Below are 15,965 nucleotides of genomic sequence, written 5' to 3'. Positions count from 1 at the left end.
CTAAATCCAATAATACATATGCAATGAGACTAAAAGATCGAAAATTAGATTTAATCTACCGAATGAGCTACATTCCTTTAAATAACCTGGAAAAAGAACAATATTTTTTGGTAGAGCATTTTGTGAAAGAGCTAAGAAAACAATTAAAACCTATAGTCGGAAAGCAGTAGATAGTCGTCATTACCTTAAAATGGAGGTGAACTATGAATCTACTGAATGAGGATTTAATTACTGTGATCGAGGATGCAGTAAAAGGAGCACGACATTCCGTTTTAATTGTTTCACCCTATATAAAATATGATACGGCCGTCAGGATCGTTGACATTTTAAAAAATAAAAATCTTGAACAAAAATATTAACACTTCCACCTGGTGAGGAATACATAACTGGTGCAACTGACCTTGAAGCAATTCTTATTCTTCAGACTAACGGGTTTGAGATTAAAATGCTGCCTTTCTTACATGCCAAAATCTATCTTATTGACGAAATAAGATTGTTTATCGGTTCAGCGAATTTTACTAATAGAGGGTTAGCACTAGCAATGGAAGCTAACAAGGAAATAATTATCGAAAAGAGAGCGAATCAAGAAGATTTGACACTCATTATGAATGATTTTTGGAATCACGAAGAAGTTTTGTCAATAGATTATTTCAAAGATTTTAAGGAGCAAATTATTAAATTACAAAATAAATACGGCTCCTTGCGTGAGCAAAAATAAAAGCCGTTCATCATGATATTAATATTATTTACAAGCCATATTCTCCTCATGAAGAATTATTAATTAAGCTAAAAGAAAAGGGAACCATTGAGAGCTACTTCCACATGAAAAACGGATATTAACAGTAGGCCTTTAGAACGCCGTGGGGTTTCTCCAGAATTCTTTTCTTCATTCCCTAGGATCGCCATTTTGACTCCAGCCTTATTTAAAAGACGAGAAAAGGATTGAGTAAGCTTTTGACATCGATTATCGTATGAGCCCATCGATCCAACAAAGAATAGATATTCAAACTCTTCCCCTCTTTTTTTCAATTCTTTTGCCGTTGGAACTGTTATATCCTCTAAAGCATCACGCCAATTGACACGTTCCTTACGGTTAAGACCCCATGGATTACCTTGACGTTCAATATTCGTCATCGCACGCTGTGCATCAGAATTCATTTTTCCTTCTGTTAGGACAAGGTAACGGCGTAAATCTATAATTTTATCTACATGCTCATTCATCACGGGACATTGGTCTTCACAGTTACGGCACGTCGTACATGCCCAGATCTCTTCCTCTGTCACAACATTTCCTATTAAACTCACATTTTCGATCGTTGCTGCTACTTCCTGATAACCACTACCTGCTAATGCTAACTGATTGCCTTTATTATTAAAAGCAAAGGCAGGCATCCATGGCTGTCTAGAGGTAACCGCTGCCCCTTTGTCTGTCAAATGGTTCCTCATCTTAACAATGAGATCCATCGGTGATAACGTTTTTCCAGTACCTGAAGCTGGACACATATTTGTGCATCTTCCACATTCTGCACATGCGTACAAATCAATCAACTGATGCTGGGTAAAACCCTCAATTTTCCCGACCCCAAATTCTTCCGTTTCTTCCTCAAAGTCAATCTTCTTTAACTTACCAACAGACTTTTCTTAAAGAAGATATTGACCATGGCAAATATCTCATGAAATTGCTTGGACTGTTGTACAAACACTAAGAATGAAAATACCGTCAACATGTGAATCCACCAAAATACGTAGAACAATATCGTTGCTACTGTTTCTCCAACACTGGAGAATAATAACGCAATGGCACTAGAGAATGGAGCATAGACGAGATTTGGTTCATGACCTACCATAACGGCTTCAAATCCTAGTGCAACCAGGATCGAAGAAGTTAGAGTGAATAAGGTAATATAGACAAAAAGAGCTTTGTCATCTCGCTTCCACTGTAACCTCTCTAGTTTTTCTCCATTACGACGGTAAAATCCATATACGATCGCTAACATCATAAGGAAGTTGGTCCACTCTTGTAGAAAACTAAAATATTTATGTGCTTCACCAAAAGGAAATTCATATCCTGTAATAGATCCCTTTATGATCAGTTCGATAAGTCCTATTTGAATGATAAAAAATCCATAGAATAAGATTAAATGCATCGTACCACTTTTCTTGTCTTTAAATAATTTGAACTGGCCGAAACCATTCACTAATACACCATGGTTAATTATTTGAATTTATGCAAATTTCACATTAATCAGATGCAATATTTGCTTTGATGGATTGAACAGGTACCAGATATAATAAAACAAGAGATGGCAATATATTCAGAAAATTATTATTGATACTTGGAGTTGATAGTTCAAACAAACAGAAGTGTTAATTACTCTTCAATAAGGAACCTTTAGCACCAAACTAGTCAAATTTTTTATGAAAGAAGTGAGGATATATGGAATATTTTAAAATTAGTAAAACAGGAACAGATAACAAAATTGTAGTAATAGAATTAAATCGACCTAAAGCGAGAAATGCTTTTACAACTCAAATGACAAATGAACTTTTGCAAACATTTCAATCTATCTCAGAGTCCGATACAAGAGTAGTAATTTTAGCCTCAACCAATTCTAAAGCTTTTTGTTCAGGAGCTGATCTTAAAGAACGAAATGGAATGACAGAACAAGAATGGAAAGAACAACATAAGCTTTTTGAAAAAATGTTTTACACATTATCCGATCTTCCGCAACCGGTAATTGCTGCTGTTGATGGTTATGCACTTGCTGGAGGATTTGAAATGGTCCTAAATTGTGATTTTATTATCGCTGCTAACACAGCTACGTTTGGTCTACCTGAAACAACACGTGGAATTATGCCCGGGTGTGGAGGAACTCGTCTTCTTCCTAAAAGAGTTGGCATCCACATCGCAAAAGAATGGTTGCTTACAGGAAGGATGGTTTCTGCCGAAGAAGCAGACAAGGCCGGCTTATTAAATCAAAAAACTACTCCTGATCTATTAATGGAAGAAGCATACAAACTTGGAGAAATGTTAGCCAAAAATGCTCCTTTAGCTGTACAGAACTGCAAGATTGCAGTAGATGAGTTATTCAGTATGGATGATAAGGAAGCACGAGTACGTGAAATTGAGTTCTACAACCGTACCGTGGATACGGAGGATCGCTTTGAAGGCGTCCGGGCTTTTGTTGAGAAGCGTGAACCTGTGTTTGTTGGCAAATAAGTAGCGCTAAGTTGTTATAAATATATCAGAATCTTAAAATAATTAACTTACTAAATTTTGGTTATGGGGGAATTAAAATGACTAATTTACTAAATCTTGATAATGAAGGAATTAAAATGACTAATCAATTTCATGAAGAGTTACGCCAAGGTGTCAGAACAATATGTAATGAGTATCCCGATGAATATTGGAGAAAGTTGGATGCGGAGCAGACTTATCCTGAAGAGTTTGTAAATGCATTGACTGAATCTGGATTTCTTGCTGCTTTGATCCCTGAGGAATATGGTGGTTCAGGCCTTTCTTTGGTCGAGGCCTCGATCATTATGGAAGAAATCAATCGCTCTGGTGCAAACGCCGGTGCTTGTCACGCTCAAATGTATACGATGGGTACTTTATTGCGTCATGGTTCAGAGGAACAGAAAAGGAAGTACTTACCGAGGATAGCTGATGGTTCCTTACGACTGCAGGCATTTGGTGTAACTGAGCCAAATACTGGATCAGATACTACACAATTGAAGACCACTGCAGTTCGTAAAGGAGATAAATATGTAGTAAATGGACAGAAGGTATTTATTTCACGTGTAGAATATTCCGATTTAATGCTTCTGTTGGTTCGCACTACACCACTTGATCAGGTAAAAAAGCGTACAGAAGGGCTGTCAGTATTATTGGTGGACCTGAATGAATCCGTAGGAAATGGAATAACCATTCGTCCGATTCGTACCATGATGAATCATTCCACTACAGAATTGTTTATCGAAGATCTAGAAGTTCCAGTTGAAAACTTAATCGGTGAAGAAGGGAAGGGTTTCAAATACATTTTAGACGGCATGAATGCAGAGCGTATTTTGATTGCTTCGGAATGTATTGGAGACGGATATTGGTTTATCAAGCGAGCGACCGATTATGCCAATCAACGCGTGGTGTTTAAACGGGCAATTGGACAAAATCAAGGGGTACAATTCCCAATTTCAAGGGCCTACGTTAACCTTGAAGCAGCCAATCTCATGCGTTTCCGTGCAGCTGAATTATTTGATGCAGGAAAACCATGTGGAAAAGAAGCAAATATGGCAAAACTTTTGGCAGCAGATGCTTCTTGGGAAGCAGCTAATGTTGCTCTTCAGACTCATGGTGGTTTCGGTTTTGCAGAGGAATATGATATTGAACGCAAATTCAAGGAGACTCGTTTATATCAGGTAGCCCCAATCTCTACGAATATGATCTTATCCTACATTGGAGAGCATGTTTTAGGGTTACCTAGATCCTATTAATTATGAGGAGGAATTCTATGAACATACCAAAAAAAATAGAGTTGATCGAAGTAGGGCCTCGTGATGGTTTGCAGAATGAACCTAAACCAATATCAACAGAAAATAAAAAAGAACTTATCCGTAAGTTGGCAAAAACGGGTATTTCCCGAATGGAAACCGCTGCCTTTGTTAGCCCAAAATGGGTGCCACAAATGGCGGATGCAGATGAAATATCTGCGTATTGCAATGAGTTAGGAATTACTTATATTGCTTTGACTCCAAATTTGAAGGCTGTGGAGCGAGCAATATTAGCCCGTGTTCCACAAATTGCTGTATTTGTCGGAGCTAGTACCACGTTTAATAAACGAAATATCAATAAAACAACCAATGAGTCCTTAAAAGATTGTGAGGATATTTTTAAGAAAGCAAAAGAAAATGGACAATTTGTGCGTGCTTATATCTCCATGGCGTTTAATTGCCCGTTTCAGGGAGAGGTTTCTTTTGCGGAAGTAAACAATGTTTGTCAGAGATTTGTTGAATTAGGTGCGGATGAAATTGATATTGGGGACACAAATGGACATGCCAACCCCAAAATGGTTTATGAACGTATTTCAAGGTTGCGCGACCTTTATCCAGACATGGTTTTTGTTGGACATTTCCATGATACTTGGAATATGGCGCTCGCAAATACATTAGCTGCTATGCACGCTGGAGTGGATAAGTTTGATAGCTCTATCGGGGGTCTTGGAGGGTGTCCTTATTCTCCAGGAGCAACAGGAAATCTAGCAACTGAAGACCTGCTGCTTATGTTATCACAAATGGATGTTGAGACAAATGTATCATATAAAGAGCTGATGGACGTTGCCGCATTTGCTAAGTCACTATCTAGTAAGTTAAATAGTGAGGCTGATTATAATCTTAGTTTGCATTGATTGATATAGGAACTTTTTAAAAAATAAGCACAAGTGAATGGAATAAGTTCCTTCACTTGTGCTTATTTGGAGTGGCAATATCCTATGTAATTTGGTCAGACTCAGTTTCATGATAGGCATAAATGAAATCTTTAAAATAAAGTACAGCTTTTGAAATATAGCCTTCCTTTTTATGAATTAAATAAATCGTTCTATCAAGTTCTAAATCTAAAACTGGAATGACTTTTATCCCGATTATGTTTTGAATGGTGGACTCTGGTACAAGTGCGATGCCCATATTGGCGATAACTAACCCAATAATACTGTTTATTTCTAATCCATCATAGGCAACATTGATATCAATATCGTGTTTTGTGAAAAGAGAGTCAATTAATCTCCTTAACTCAGTATCAGCATTGTAGTGAATAAAATTTTCCTTCGTAATATCCTTAAGTTTAATATTTTCCATTTTTGAAAATGGATGTTGGTTGGAAGAGATTAATAGGATTTTTTCTTTGAAGATAGGATTGTAAACTAAATCAGAAAATAATTGAAATTGTGTAGCAAATCCTAAATCAGTTTCATTTGTCAATAATTCTTTTACAATTATTGTGGCATTGCCTTCATTTAAAGTTAGGGTATAACCCGGATTTGAAAATTGAAACTCTTTAAGCAAAGAGGGGATATAGTTTAATCCAAGGCTATGGACAAATGAAATAGAAATATTTCCAAAATCAGGATGGATAAGTTGTGATAAATTTTCTTTTGACATTTCAAATTGTCCCACAATTTTTCTTGCATCTTCTAAGAAAGCTTTACCATATCTATTTAACAAGATTTTTCTATTTTTTCGATCAAACAAAGGGACTCCTAACTCATTTTCTAACGATGTAATTGAACGACTTAAAGCAGATTGAGACAGAGCTAAAATTTCCGAAGCTTTCGTCATATGTTCTTGCTCTGCTGCAATGATAAAGTAATACAATTGCGTAATGTCCATTCCATACCTCCGTTTATTTATTCGATATTGTTTATCTTTTTTACACAGCATGCGATATTATCATCAATTAAAATATTGGGAACTAAAGAAACCATTATATGCCTTTTTTTATAGATATATTTACAGAGGCTTCGTGCAAGTTTTTTAATCTTTTCTATAAAATTGCAATCCAATAAAATGGAGGACAGCCATAATACAGAATTAAAAAAACTAGCATTTTCCCATAACAGGATGTTAGTTTTTTTAATAAGAGGAAAGAAGGAAAAAGACTAGAGCAAATGTGAAATTATATAATAAGTCTTTTGTCATTATAGTTACTGAATTCAACTTAAACAAGAGTCTAATATTTTAAGACCTTCAATAGCACTTGCTAGGATATCGTGGGCGGACTTGATAATACACCCGTTCAGGTGGAGGATCCTCCAATTCATATATAGAAAATGTTCCTAAAGTCATCCAACTCTTTGCCTTAGACAAAGGAACAATCCCCCACTTTCCAGGGGTATTTAATAAGGTCAAGATGAGACCAGCAGAGTCAACTCGGATTCCTGAAAATCTCTCTTCATGTTTATTTCGTTCATACCACGTTCGGAACGAGAGACTCCAGTCATGGTAAAGTTCATTTGCCGTATCTAAATTTTGCAAACTAATAATATTGTTGAACCGTAATGATTCCCATTGGCAATAACAACCATTGGATCTGAATAGAAATTTTGTATAATCATATTCGGCATCGGTTTTTCAAACAAGGCAAAGGCGATATCAATTTCACCTCTTTCTAGTAGGGAGTATAGCTCGAACCCCATATAAGTTTTCAACCTGATTTCTATGTCTTGCGAATGCTGAATCAAATATTGGTAAACGGGAGGTAGGATAAAGTTATGGACACTATCAACAGCACCAATAATCAATTTATTTTTTTACTAGCCAGAATCTTGTTGGTTTCTTGAATTAGTTCTTCCCATTTTCTTGCAATCTTTAAAAATTCCTCTCCCTCCGTAGTTAAAGATAAGGGGAGCGAATTCCACGTCCTCTATCAATTAAAGTCATGCCTACTGATTTTTCAAGTAGAAGTAGTCGATGGCTAAGGGTTGACTGAGAAAGGTATAAAGAACTAGCAGCATCAGAAAAGCTACAGTGACGTACAATGGCCAAAATGCTTCAATTCCTAACGAATCCACTTTAACACCTCACACATAATTGTTATCAATAAATTTATCCACTACTTGGGAAGAACGGATACAAATTGTGATTTATTGTTTGGAGAACGGGAAAAATTATCAGGAGACAGCTGAGACTTATGAGGTCTCTTATCAACAAGTATATCAATGAATTAATAAGTATGAAAGTGGCGGGGCTAAAGCGTTAAAAGATAATCGTGGAAGAAGTAAAACAGAAGTTGAGCTTTCCCCGGAGGAGAGATTTAAACTCCAAATGAAAAAGTTAGAAAGAGAAAATGAACGATTGCGAGCCGAAAATGCTTTTTTAAAAAAGTTAGAGGAGATCGAGAGGAGGCGAAAATAAGTCAAATACGATTTGAAGATAAATATATCGCGATCCAGGAACTACATGAAGAAGAGAGTCTCTCCATTGTCTTACTTTGTGAGATTGCAGGGATTGCACGATTTGCATACTATAAATGGATGAATCGCACACCTTCCACTCATGAACTTCAAAATGAAGAAATTGTTAAAGAAATGAAGGTTTTACATGAGAAAGTCGGTGGCATCTATGGTTATCGTCAAATGACGTTAAATATTAATCGAAAGTTTGGACAGAACTTAAATCACAAGCGAATTTATCGACTGATGAAGGTTTTTGGCATACAATCAGTCATTCGAAGAAAGAAGAAACGTTATAAACATTCGCCAGCTCATCATGTCGAGAAAATGTGTTAAATCGTGAATTTACGGATGAAAAACTAAATAAAAAAAGGGTTACAGATGTTACAGAATTTAAGTATGGCCTATCAAATAAGGCCTAGTTAAGTGCTATTCGGGATCTATACGATGGTTCCATTGTTAGTTATGTGCTGGGACACACTAATAATAAACTTGTATTTGATACACTTGACCAAGCTATAGCACTTTTAGATGAGGAACATCCACTTATCCATAGTGATCGTGGATTTCAATATACCTCTACGGGATTCAAACGTAAGATAGATAAAGCAGAGATGACGCAAAGTATGTCACGAGTATGTATTGATAATGGTCCAATGGAATCTTTTTGGAGAACACTCAAATGTGAGAAGTATTATCTAAATAAGTACGAGACATTTGATGAGATTTCCTTAGCGATAGATGAATACATTCGTTTCTATTATTATGATAGATATCAGAATCGACTAAACGGCCTTAGCCCTATGGAATATAGAGCTAAAGCCGCTTAGAGTATTTTTATTATTTCCACTGTATACTTGACAGGTGGCAGTTCATAGAGGGTGACTTCTTATTATGTTTCTATATTTTACTTTCTTGAATTTTTAATCTGTTTATTGCTTTACTGCAGCAAATTCTTCAATTAACATTGGAACCACTTCAAACAAATCGCCAACAATACCATAGTCAGCTACTTGGAAAATGTTTGCTTCTGGATCTTTATTAATGGCAACAATTACTTTTGAATTTGACATTCCTGCTAGATGTTGAATAGCTCCAGATATACCGCAAGCTATGTATAGTTCGGGTGTCACGACCTTGCCCGTTTGACCTATTTGAAGTGAATAATCACAATAATCGGCGTCGCATGCACCACGGGATGCACCAACTGCACCACCGAGAACTTTTGCAAGCTCTTTTAATGGTTCAAATCCTTCTTTACTTTTTACACCGCGTCCACCTGCCACAATAACATTTGCTTCGGTAAGATCGACACCTTCACTTGCTTTTCTAACGACATTCTTGACAATAGTACGTAAATCTCTAATATCAACAGATAATGAAGAAATCTCACCGGAACGGGCTTCATCTTTCACCAATGGTTCGATATTGTTTGGCCGAATCGTTGCAAATACAAGACCATCTGTAATCACTTTACGTTCAAATGCCTTTCCGGAATAAATCGGACGAGTGAAGACAGGGTTACCGTCTATTTCCTCAATTGAAGTAACATCAGAAATTAACCCAGAGTCTAATTTACTTGCGATTCTTGGAGATAAGTCTTTACCAAGTGATGTATGACCAATGATGATGACCTCTGGATTTTCTTGATTAATCACTGCAAGCAATGCTTTGGAAAAACCATCAGAAGTATATTGCTTTAATTTATCGTCTTCTACTGTTACTACGCGATCAGCACCGTATTGAATTAATTCATTCCCGAATAATTGAACATGATCACCGATTAATACTCCTACTATTTCTCCTTCACCAGCTGCAATTCTAGCCGCACCAATTGCTTCAAATGATACATTTCTAAGAGAACTATTACGTATTTCTCCTAATATGAGAACCTTTCTAGCCATAATAATAAACCTCCCTATTATATTTCTATTTTGTTAAGGTTAGTATCGTTTTTAGTCTCTTATTCTATTAAATTACCTTGGCCTCACTGCGTAATAATTGAAAAAGCTCACTCACTTGATCTTTCATTTCTCCACTCAGTACTTTTCCAGCCTCTATCTTAGGTGGTAAGAAAATCTCAAGTGTTTTTGTTTTAATTTCAATATCATTTTCATCCAGATTGAGGTCGTCCAATTCTAATTTTTCAAGTGGTTTTTTCTTTGCTTTCATGATTCCTGGTAATGAAGGATAACGTGGTTCATTTAATCCTTGTTGAGCGGTTACCAGCAAAGGTAAAGAGGTCTCAATAGTTTCAGAGTCACCCTCAACATCACGGACAACGGTTGCATTAGTTCCATTAATATCAAGTTTTGTGATGGTTGTGACATAGTTAATTCCAAGTAATTCAGCGATACGGGGACCCACTTGACCTGAACCACCATCAATCGCCACGTTTCCAGCAAGAATTAAATCTACCTGCTTATCCTTTAAATATTGGGCAACAATTTTAGATGTTGTATATGGATCTCCTGATTCAATACCATCTTCCGTATTGATTAAGACCGCTTTGTCGGCTCCCATAGCTAATGCAGTTCTTAGTTGAGCTTCGGATTCTTCCGTACCTACAGAAATAACCGTCACTTCTCCTCCATGTGTATCGCGGATCTGGATAGCTTCTTCAACTGCGTATTCATCATACGGATTAATGATATATTCCGCACCAGCCTCATTTATTTTTCCATTAGCAAGGGTAATCTTTTCTTCTGTATCAAAGGTTCTTTTCATGAGTACAAAGATATTCATTATCATCTCTCCTAATTAAGTTTTTATGATTTATAATATTATGAAAATTGTAGACCTAATTTATTTCATTTTGGTAGTAAAAGAGATCTGATTGCAAGACTGGAAACGTATAAAAAATGTAAAACTCATTGTTTTTCCTTTAAGTTTATGCCCCCCTAACGCTATCAAAATATCACCTTTTTAATGGTTTTACCTAGATGCTATTAAAATAAAGTATTTGTCAGTGTACCCATCGTAACATATCTGAATAGTTATAATTATGCAAATATATCATCATAAGCATGCATAATTTGCTTTGTTTTCTGGAATAAATGACTCGTATAATAAACGAAAGAAGTTCATGGGGGTGTAACGGAGGCAATTGTAAACGATATCAAAAAATGGAGTAGGGATTGGAGAATAGCAACAATAAAGTAATGCAATTGCCGTTATGTCCATTTTGCACCTCCATCGCTCGATTTATATATTTTAGTTTTACACCTTAATTTGTTATGCGTCACCAAATTTATCTAATATTTATACAATTTTGCTAACCATTTAATAAAGAAAAAGGAATTATTAAAAGTAATAAATTGGAGGGATTTTTCTATGAAAACTATAACAGAAGTAATTGATTTCCAAAATGAACTACGTCAAAGTGTTAGAAATATTTGTAAAGATTTTCCGGACGAATATTGGAGAAAGTTAGATGAGACCAATTCTTATCCTGAGGAATTTGTTAACGCCTTATCGAAAGCAGGATTCCTCGCTGCTCTTATCCCTGAAGAATACGGCGGGTCTGGGCTATCGTTAACGGATGCTTCTATTATTATGGAAGAAATTAATCGTTCAGGTGCTAATGCCGGTGCATGTCATGCACAAATGTATACAATGGGAACCTTGTTACGACATGGGTCAGAAGAACAAAAGAAAAAATATTTGCCAAAAATTGCAGATGGTTCTTTAAGATTACAGGCCTTTGGAGTCACTGAACCGAATACTGGTACAGATACAACCCAATTAAAAACCGTAGCAGAACGTAAAGGGGATAAATACATTGTAAATGGACAAAAAGTATTTATCTCTCGCGCTGAGCATTCTGATCTTATGCTTCTTTTAGTTCGTACGACACCTATTGATCAAGTGAAAAAACGTACCGAAGGCTTATCCGTATTACTAGTAGATCTGAGGGAGGCTGTTGGAAATGGCCTTACGATTCAACCGATTCGAACCATGATGAATCATGCAACAACAGAACTTTTCATCGAAGATTTAGAGGTTCCTGTAGAAAACTTAATTGGGGAAGAGGGGAAAGGCTTCTCTTATATTTTAGATGGAATGAATGCAGAAAGAATTCTGATTGCCTCTGAATGTATCGGTGATGGCTACTGGTTTATCGACCGTGCTACACAGTATGCGAAAGATCGAGTTGTCTTTAATCGACCAATCGGACAAAATCAAGGAATACAATTTCCAATTGCAAAAGCCTATATTAACTTAGAAGCGGCAAACTTAATGAGGTTTAAAGCGGCAGAAATGTTTGATCAGGGAATAAAATGCGGAAAAGAGGCAAACATGGCTAAATTGCTTGCTGCTGATGCTTCATGGGAAGCAGCGAATGCAGCTCTTCAAACTCATGGTGGTTTTGGATTTGCAGAAGAATATGACGTTGAACGGAAATTTAGAGAAACCAGATTATATCAAGTAGCACCAATTTCTACTAATCTCATATTATCCTTTGTAGCAGAGCATGTGCTAGGGCTACCTAGATCTTATTAAAATTTGGTGGTAAAATTTTACTGAATAGAGGGAGAGTTACATTCCCTTTTAAATGGCAATGTTTTCGTCGGAGGTACACTTTGAATATTCCTCAAAAGTTTTAAAATAAAAATTGGATCTGTCTTATTCAAAATTGGAACTACAGTTTCTCGCATATGGCGATTAAACGATAGGGGGGAAAAAAATGGGAGCTCTTAGTGGAGTAAAAGTATTAGATTTATCGAGATTACTTCCTGGACCATATTGTACTCTGATGATGGCTGATTATGGTGCAGAAGTTATCAAAATTGAAGAGCCAGGAAATGGTGACTATATTCGCTGGAGGAAACCAGCCATTGAGGGAATTGGTGCAAGACACTTAACCATTAATAGAAACAAAAAGAGTATTGAATTAAACCTGAAAACAGATGAGGGTAAAGAAATATTTAAAAAAATGGCTGCAGAAGCAGATGTTATTTTAGAAAGCTTCCGTCCTGGAGTCATGGACCGGTTGGGATTAGGGTATGAGGAAATATCTAAAATTAACGAAGGTATTGTTTATTGTTCTTTAACTGGGTATGGGCAAACAGGACCTTATCGAAATTTACCTGGGCATGATGTCAATTACATAGGTTACAGTGGCATACTAGGGCTTATTGGTGAGAAGGATGGAAAACCAGTCATTCCAGGAGTGCAAGTAGCTGATTTAGGTGGGGGTGCATTAATGGCCTTATCTGGAATTTGTATCGCACTATTTCACAAAGAACGGACTGGAAAAGGGCAATATTTAGATGTTTCGATGATGGACGGTGCCGTTACTTGGTTATATGCTGCAGCATCTGATTATTTTGCATCAGGAAAGGTCCCACAAAGGGGCTCTAACCGATTGGATGGTCAATTTGCTTTTTATAATGTTTATGAAACAAAGGATCATAAGTACCTTTCAGTCGGTGCCGCAGAAGCAAAATTTTGGAAAAAAATTTGTGAACTTGTAGGAAAAACTGAATGGATCGACTTACACGAAGGTCCTGAAGGAGTTCAAGAACAATTGAAAAAAGAACTTACAGAACTGTTTAAGCAAAAAGATCAAAAAGAATGGCTTGATTTATTGGCGATGGAGGATACTTGCGTTGGACCAGTTAATGATATCGAACAAATCTTTACTGATCCACAAATTATTGAAAGAGAAATGTTTAAAGAAATGGAACATCCTATTGCTGGTACAATTAGACAAATTGGTTTTCCGATCAAGTTCTCTAATACACCTGGGAAACTACATTCACACGCTCCGATTCTTGGGGAACATACAGAAGAATTCCTATTACAGCTAGGTTATACAAATGAAAATATTAATAGCTTTAGAAATAGTGGAGTAATAGGCCAAAACACACCTACAAGAGTCTGAAAATTTACAATTATCCAACGTAACAAAAAGTCTATATTCTACTAAAGTGGATGGTTATTCACTGTATTAAATAGAAGGACCTTAGTTACTGAAAGGATGGGAAGTGGGTTGTCATATCAATCAATTCAAGTCATAACTGATAATGGTATTTGTACAGTTAAGATGAATTGACCTGAAGTACGGAATGCCCTCGGGCTTGAAATGAGAGAAGAACTCAGAGATTTTTTCATAACAGCTAAAAATCAAACCGAGATTAAGGTTATCGTACTCACTGGAGAGGGGAAAGCTTTTTCAGCTGGTGGTGATTTACAAGCCTTAAAGCAAGTAGACGCAGTTTCTGGTAGAAAACGTTTGCAATCTGGTCACGAGTTGATTAATACCATGCTAAATTTAGAAAAGCCTATTATGCTGCTGTTAGCGGTGTAGCTGCTGGAGCTGGGGTAAGTCTCGCTTTAGCAAGCGATATCATTATTGCAAAGAGATCAGTTCATTTAATTCTGAGTTTTATCAATGTTGGATTAATTCCTGATCTTGGAGACATTCATTTTCTACCTCGATTAATAGGGCGTCACCGAGCTCTAGAATTAATGTTCTTAGGTGAAAAAATTACTGCAGAACAGGCACATAGTATTGGTCAAATTAATCGAGTTGTTGAAGATGATCAATTTATGGATGAAGTAGGATCCCTTGCGAGAAGGCTTGCTGATAGTCCTGACATGGCACTAGGGCTAATGAAGAAATTAGTAAACAGATGCATTTTATCAGACATTAATGAAACACTGGAATTAGAGGAATTTGCACAAGGATTGCTATTTGAATCCAAAAATTTCAAAGAGGGTGTAGATGCATTCTTTGAAAAACGATAACCTCAATTCAATTAATAAAATATAAAGTTAATTGAAAAGGAGAGTAATAGAATGAGAAACGCAGTTATTATTGACTCGGTTCGCACTGCTGTTGCAACAATGGGTGGAACGTTAAAGGACGTAGAAGTTGATTATATTGCAGCAAAGGTATTAGACGAAATTACTGTACGTACTGGAATTGAAAAGAAAGATGTTGATGAAGTTATAATGGGTCAGGCAAAGCAAAGTACAGATGCACCGAATATGGCTCGATTGGCGCTTTTACGAGCAGAATTTCCAATTGAAGTTCCTGGATATACAGTACATCGTCAATGTGGGTCTGGAATTCAAGCAATGAATAATGGAGTTCAACAAATTATGTGTGGGTATTCAGACATTGTCATTGCTGGTGGGGCAGAAAGCATGAGTACTGCACCATTTTATCTTCGCAATGCTCGTTATGGTTATGGTGCTGGCAGAGGTCTACTTCTTGATCCAAATACAGAAAGTCAGCCTAGAGCGCAGCCTATGGAAGTTTATGGGGATTTAACAATGGGAATGACTGCAGAAAATCTTGCTGAGATGTACAACATCTCTCGAACAGAACAAGATGAATTTGCTTTAAGAAGCCAAGAAAATGCAAAGAGAGCGATCTCTACAGGATTGTTTGAAGATCAAATTGTTCCTTTTGAAGTGAAAACGAAAAAGGGTGTAATTGAATTCAAAGTTGACGGACACCCAAGAGATACCAGCATGGAGAAATTGTCTAAATTACAACCAGTTTTCAAAGAAAATGGAACAGTAACCGCAGGAAATTCAAGTGGAAGAAACGACGGTGGCGGGGTTATATTATTAATGTCTGAAGAAGCGGCAGAACGTTACCGTAAAAAACCAAAAGCAAGAATTATCGCTCAAGCAGCCGCTGGAGTATCTCCCGAAATAATGGGAATAGGTCCAGCCCCTGCAACTAGAAAAGCGTTGAAGATGGCAGGTTTAACTCTGGATGACATTGGACTAATTGAGCTTAATGAGGCTTTTGCTGCACAATCTTTAGCGGTTATTAAAGAACTTGGATTAAATATGGATAAAGTAAACGTAAATGGTGGTGCCATTGCACTAGGTCACCCACTTGGAGGTACTGGTGGGGTATTAATGACGAAATTGCTTCACGAAATGGAAAGACGTGGAGAAAAGTATGGCATCGTTACATTCTGTATTGGCGGCGGCTTAGGTATCACATCAATTGTTGAAAATCTTCAAGTTTATTAAACTAAAGCAAATCAATAATCA

17 protein-coding genes and 2 pseudogenes are annotated in these 15,965 nt (G+C 36.7%); 12 read left to right on the top strand and 7 right to left on the bottom strand.

From position 1 onward, the window contains the following. The first annotated feature begins 203 nt into the window (after window positions 1–203). On the top strand, window positions 204–359 hold the full coding sequence (locus tag J2Y03_RS05480) for a hypothetical protein (protein ID WP_310191659.1): 156 nt from the start codon (window positions 204–206) through the stop codon (window positions 357–359). Next, window positions 353–718 (top strand): phospholipase D-like domain-containing protein, encoded by a 366-nt coding sequence (locus J2Y03_RS05475; RefSeq protein ID WP_310192994.1) that lies wholly within the window; start codon window positions 353–355, stop codon window positions 716–718. Before J2Y03_RS05480 ends, J2Y03_RS05475 begins: the two co-directional genes overlap by 7 nt. A gap of 137 nt (window positions 719–855) precedes the next feature. On the opposite strand, the pseudogene J2Y03_RS05470 reads toward J2Y03_RS05475, so the two are convergent. Beyond that, window positions 856–2,204: pseudogene (locus J2Y03_RS05470) on the bottom strand ((Fe-S)-binding protein); the annotation flags it as partial. Between the two features lie 233 nt (window positions 2,205–2,437). Here J2Y03_RS05470 and J2Y03_RS05465 point away from each other — a divergent pair. From J2Y03_RS05465 to J2Y03_RS05455, 3 genes are all read left to right on the top strand, one after another. Then, complete coding sequence (locus J2Y03_RS05465; protein WP_310191656.1) at window positions 2,438–3,220, top strand: enoyl-CoA hydratase/isomerase family protein; 783 nt, start codon at window positions 2,438–2,440, stop codon at window positions 3,218–3,220. Between the two features lie 77 nt (window positions 3,221–3,297). Next, window positions 3,298–4,491: an acyl-CoA dehydrogenase family protein gene (locus tag J2Y03_RS05460; protein ID WP_310191654.1), complete on the top strand. Its 1,194-nt coding sequence runs from the start codon at window positions 3,298–3,300 to the stop codon at window positions 4,489–4,491. 17 nt (window positions 4,492–4,508) lie between these two features. Further along, the gene (locus tag J2Y03_RS05455; RefSeq protein WP_310191651.1) at window positions 4,509–5,402 is read left to right on the top strand and encodes a hydroxymethylglutaryl-CoA lyase; all 894 of its coding nucleotides are present in this window, start codon (window positions 4,509–4,511) and stop codon (window positions 5,400–5,402) included. 82 nt (window positions 5,403–5,484) lie between these two features. Here J2Y03_RS05455 and J2Y03_RS05450 read toward each other — a convergent pair whose 3' ends face one another. The 4 genes from J2Y03_RS05450 to J2Y03_RS28905 form a co-directional block, all read right to left on the bottom strand. After that, on the bottom strand, window positions 5,485–6,381 hold the full coding sequence (locus J2Y03_RS05450; protein ID WP_310191649.1) for a LysR family transcriptional regulator: 897 nt from the start codon (window positions 6,379–6,381) through the stop codon (window positions 5,485–5,487). A 357-nt stretch (window positions 6,382–6,738) separates the two neighbouring features. Beyond that, a complete protein-coding gene (locus J2Y03_RS05445) occupies window positions 6,739–7,026 on the bottom strand; it encodes a hypothetical protein (protein WP_310191646.1) in 288 nt (95 codons plus the stop codon). After that, on the bottom strand, window positions 7,014–7,292 hold the full coding sequence (locus J2Y03_RS05440) for a LysR substrate-binding domain-containing protein (protein ID WP_310191642.1): 279 nt from the start codon (window positions 7,290–7,292) through the stop codon (window positions 7,014–7,016). The genes J2Y03_RS05445 and J2Y03_RS05440 overlap by 13 nt, the downstream gene beginning before the upstream one ends. A 91-nt stretch (window positions 7,293–7,383) precedes the next feature. Beyond that, window positions 7,384–7,536, bottom strand: coding sequence for a LysR family transcriptional regulator (locus J2Y03_RS28905; protein ID WP_396954175.1), 153 nt, complete (start codon window positions 7,534–7,536; stop codon window positions 7,384–7,386). A 45-nt stretch (window positions 7,537–7,581) separates the two neighbouring features. Here J2Y03_RS28905 and J2Y03_RS28900 point away from each other — a divergent pair, with 45 nt between their 5' ends. The 3 genes from J2Y03_RS28900 to J2Y03_RS05430 all read left to right on the top strand — a co-directional run bounded on the left by J2Y03_RS28900 (window position 7,582) and on the right by J2Y03_RS05430 (window position 8,773). Further along, window positions 7,582–7,713 (top strand): helix-turn-helix domain-containing protein, encoded by a 132-nt coding sequence (locus J2Y03_RS28900; RefSeq protein ID WP_396954174.1) that lies wholly within the window; start codon window positions 7,582–7,584, stop codon window positions 7,711–7,713. A gap of 311 nt (window positions 7,714–8,024) precedes the next feature. Beyond that, window positions 8,025–8,279: an IS3 family transposase gene (locus J2Y03_RS05435; protein WP_310191640.1), complete on the top strand. Its 255-nt coding sequence runs from the start codon at window positions 8,025–8,027 to the stop codon at window positions 8,277–8,279. Between the two features lie 95 nt (window positions 8,280–8,374). Continuing rightward, window positions 8,375–8,773, top strand: a complete 399-nt coding sequence (locus tag J2Y03_RS05430; protein ID WP_396954186.1) for a transposase — start codon at window positions 8,375–8,377, stop codon at window positions 8,771–8,773. Between the two features lie 102 nt (window positions 8,774–8,875). Here J2Y03_RS05430 and J2Y03_RS05425 read toward each other — a convergent pair whose 3' ends face one another. Further along, on the bottom strand, window positions 8,876–9,847 hold the full coding sequence (locus J2Y03_RS05425) for an electron transfer flavoprotein subunit alpha/FixB family protein (RefSeq protein ID WP_310191634.1): 972 nt from the start codon (window positions 9,845–9,847) through the stop codon (window positions 8,876–8,878). A 67-nt stretch (window positions 9,848–9,914) separates the two neighbouring features. Next, window positions 9,915–10,688 carry an electron transfer flavoprotein subunit beta/FixA family protein gene (locus J2Y03_RS05420; protein WP_310191631.1) on the bottom strand — a complete coding sequence of 258 codons (774 nt, stop codon included), beginning with the start codon at window positions 10,686–10,688 and terminating at the stop codon, window positions 9,915–9,917. Window positions 10,689–11,276: 588 nt separating this feature from the next. Between J2Y03_RS05420 and J2Y03_RS05415 the strand changes: the two genes are divergently transcribed. The 4 genes and pseudogenes from J2Y03_RS05415 (at window position 11,277) to J2Y03_RS05395 (ending at window position 15,944) form a co-directional block, all read left to right on the top strand. Then, a complete protein-coding gene (locus J2Y03_RS05415; protein ID WP_310191629.1) occupies window positions 11,277–12,446 on the top strand; it encodes an acyl-CoA dehydrogenase family protein in 1,170 nt (389 codons plus the stop codon). Window positions 12,447–12,630: 184 nt separating this feature from the next. Then, complete coding sequence (locus tag J2Y03_RS05410; RefSeq protein ID WP_310191627.1) at window positions 12,631–13,830, top strand: CaiB/BaiF CoA transferase family protein; 1,200 nt, start codon at window positions 12,631–12,633, stop codon at window positions 13,828–13,830. A gap of 201 nt (window positions 13,831–14,031) precedes the next feature. Next, window positions 14,032–14,696 (top strand): annotated as a pseudogene (locus J2Y03_RS28895) (enoyl-CoA hydratase/isomerase family protein). A gap of 51 nt (window positions 14,697–14,747) precedes the next feature. Further along, window positions 14,748–15,944, top strand: coding sequence for a thiolase family protein (locus J2Y03_RS05395; RefSeq protein WP_310191623.1), 1,197 nt, complete (start codon window positions 14,748–14,750; stop codon window positions 15,942–15,944). The last annotated feature ends 21 nt before the right edge of the window (window positions 15,945–15,965 follow it).

This window comes from Neobacillus niacini, assembly GCF_031457145.1.
In the GTDB taxonomy this organism is placed as follows: Bacteria; Bacillota; Bacilli; order Bacillales; family Cytobacillaceae; genus Neobacillus; species Neobacillus niacini_J.
This window is presented reverse-complemented; position numbering and strand designations above follow the sequence as displayed.

Coding starts and splice junctions, on each gene's coding strand:
- J2Y03_RS05435 (WP_310191640.1), top strand. CDS start 8,025: ATGAATCGCACACCTTCCACTCATGAACTTCAAAATGAAGAAATTGTT.
- J2Y03_RS05460 (WP_310191654.1), top strand. CDS start 3,298: ATGACTAATTTACTAAATCTTGATAATGAAGGAATTAAAATGACTAAT.
- J2Y03_RS05410 (WP_310191627.1), top strand. CDS start 12,631: ATGGGAGCTCTTAGTGGAGTAAAAGTATTAGATTTATCGAGATTACTT.
- J2Y03_RS05425 (WP_310191634.1), bottom strand. CDS start 9,847: ATGGCTAGAAAGGTTCTCATATTAGGAGAAATACGTAATAGTTCTCTT.
- J2Y03_RS05480 (WP_310191659.1), top strand. CDS start 204: ATGAATCTACTGAATGAGGATTTAATTACTGTGATCGAGGATGCAGTA.
- J2Y03_RS05450 (WP_310191649.1), bottom strand. CDS start 6,381: ATGGACATTACGCAATTGTATTACTTTATCATTGCAGCAGAGCAAGAA.
- J2Y03_RS05415 (WP_310191629.1), top strand. CDS start 11,277: ATGAAAACTATAACAGAAGTAATTGATTTCCAAAATGAACTACGTCAA.
- J2Y03_RS05420 (WP_310191631.1), bottom strand. CDS start 10,688: ATGAATATCTTTGTACTCATGAAAAGAACCTTTGATACAGAAGAAAAG.
- J2Y03_RS05465 (WP_310191656.1), top strand. CDS start 2,438: ATGGAATATTTTAAAATTAGTAAAACAGGAACAGATAACAAAATTGTA.
- J2Y03_RS05395 (WP_310191623.1), top strand. CDS start 14,748: ATGAGAAACGCAGTTATTATTGACTCGGTTCGCACTGCTGTTGCAACA.
- J2Y03_RS05455 (WP_310191651.1), top strand. CDS start 4,509: ATGAACATACCAAAAAAAATAGAGTTGATCGAAGTAGGGCCTCGTGAT.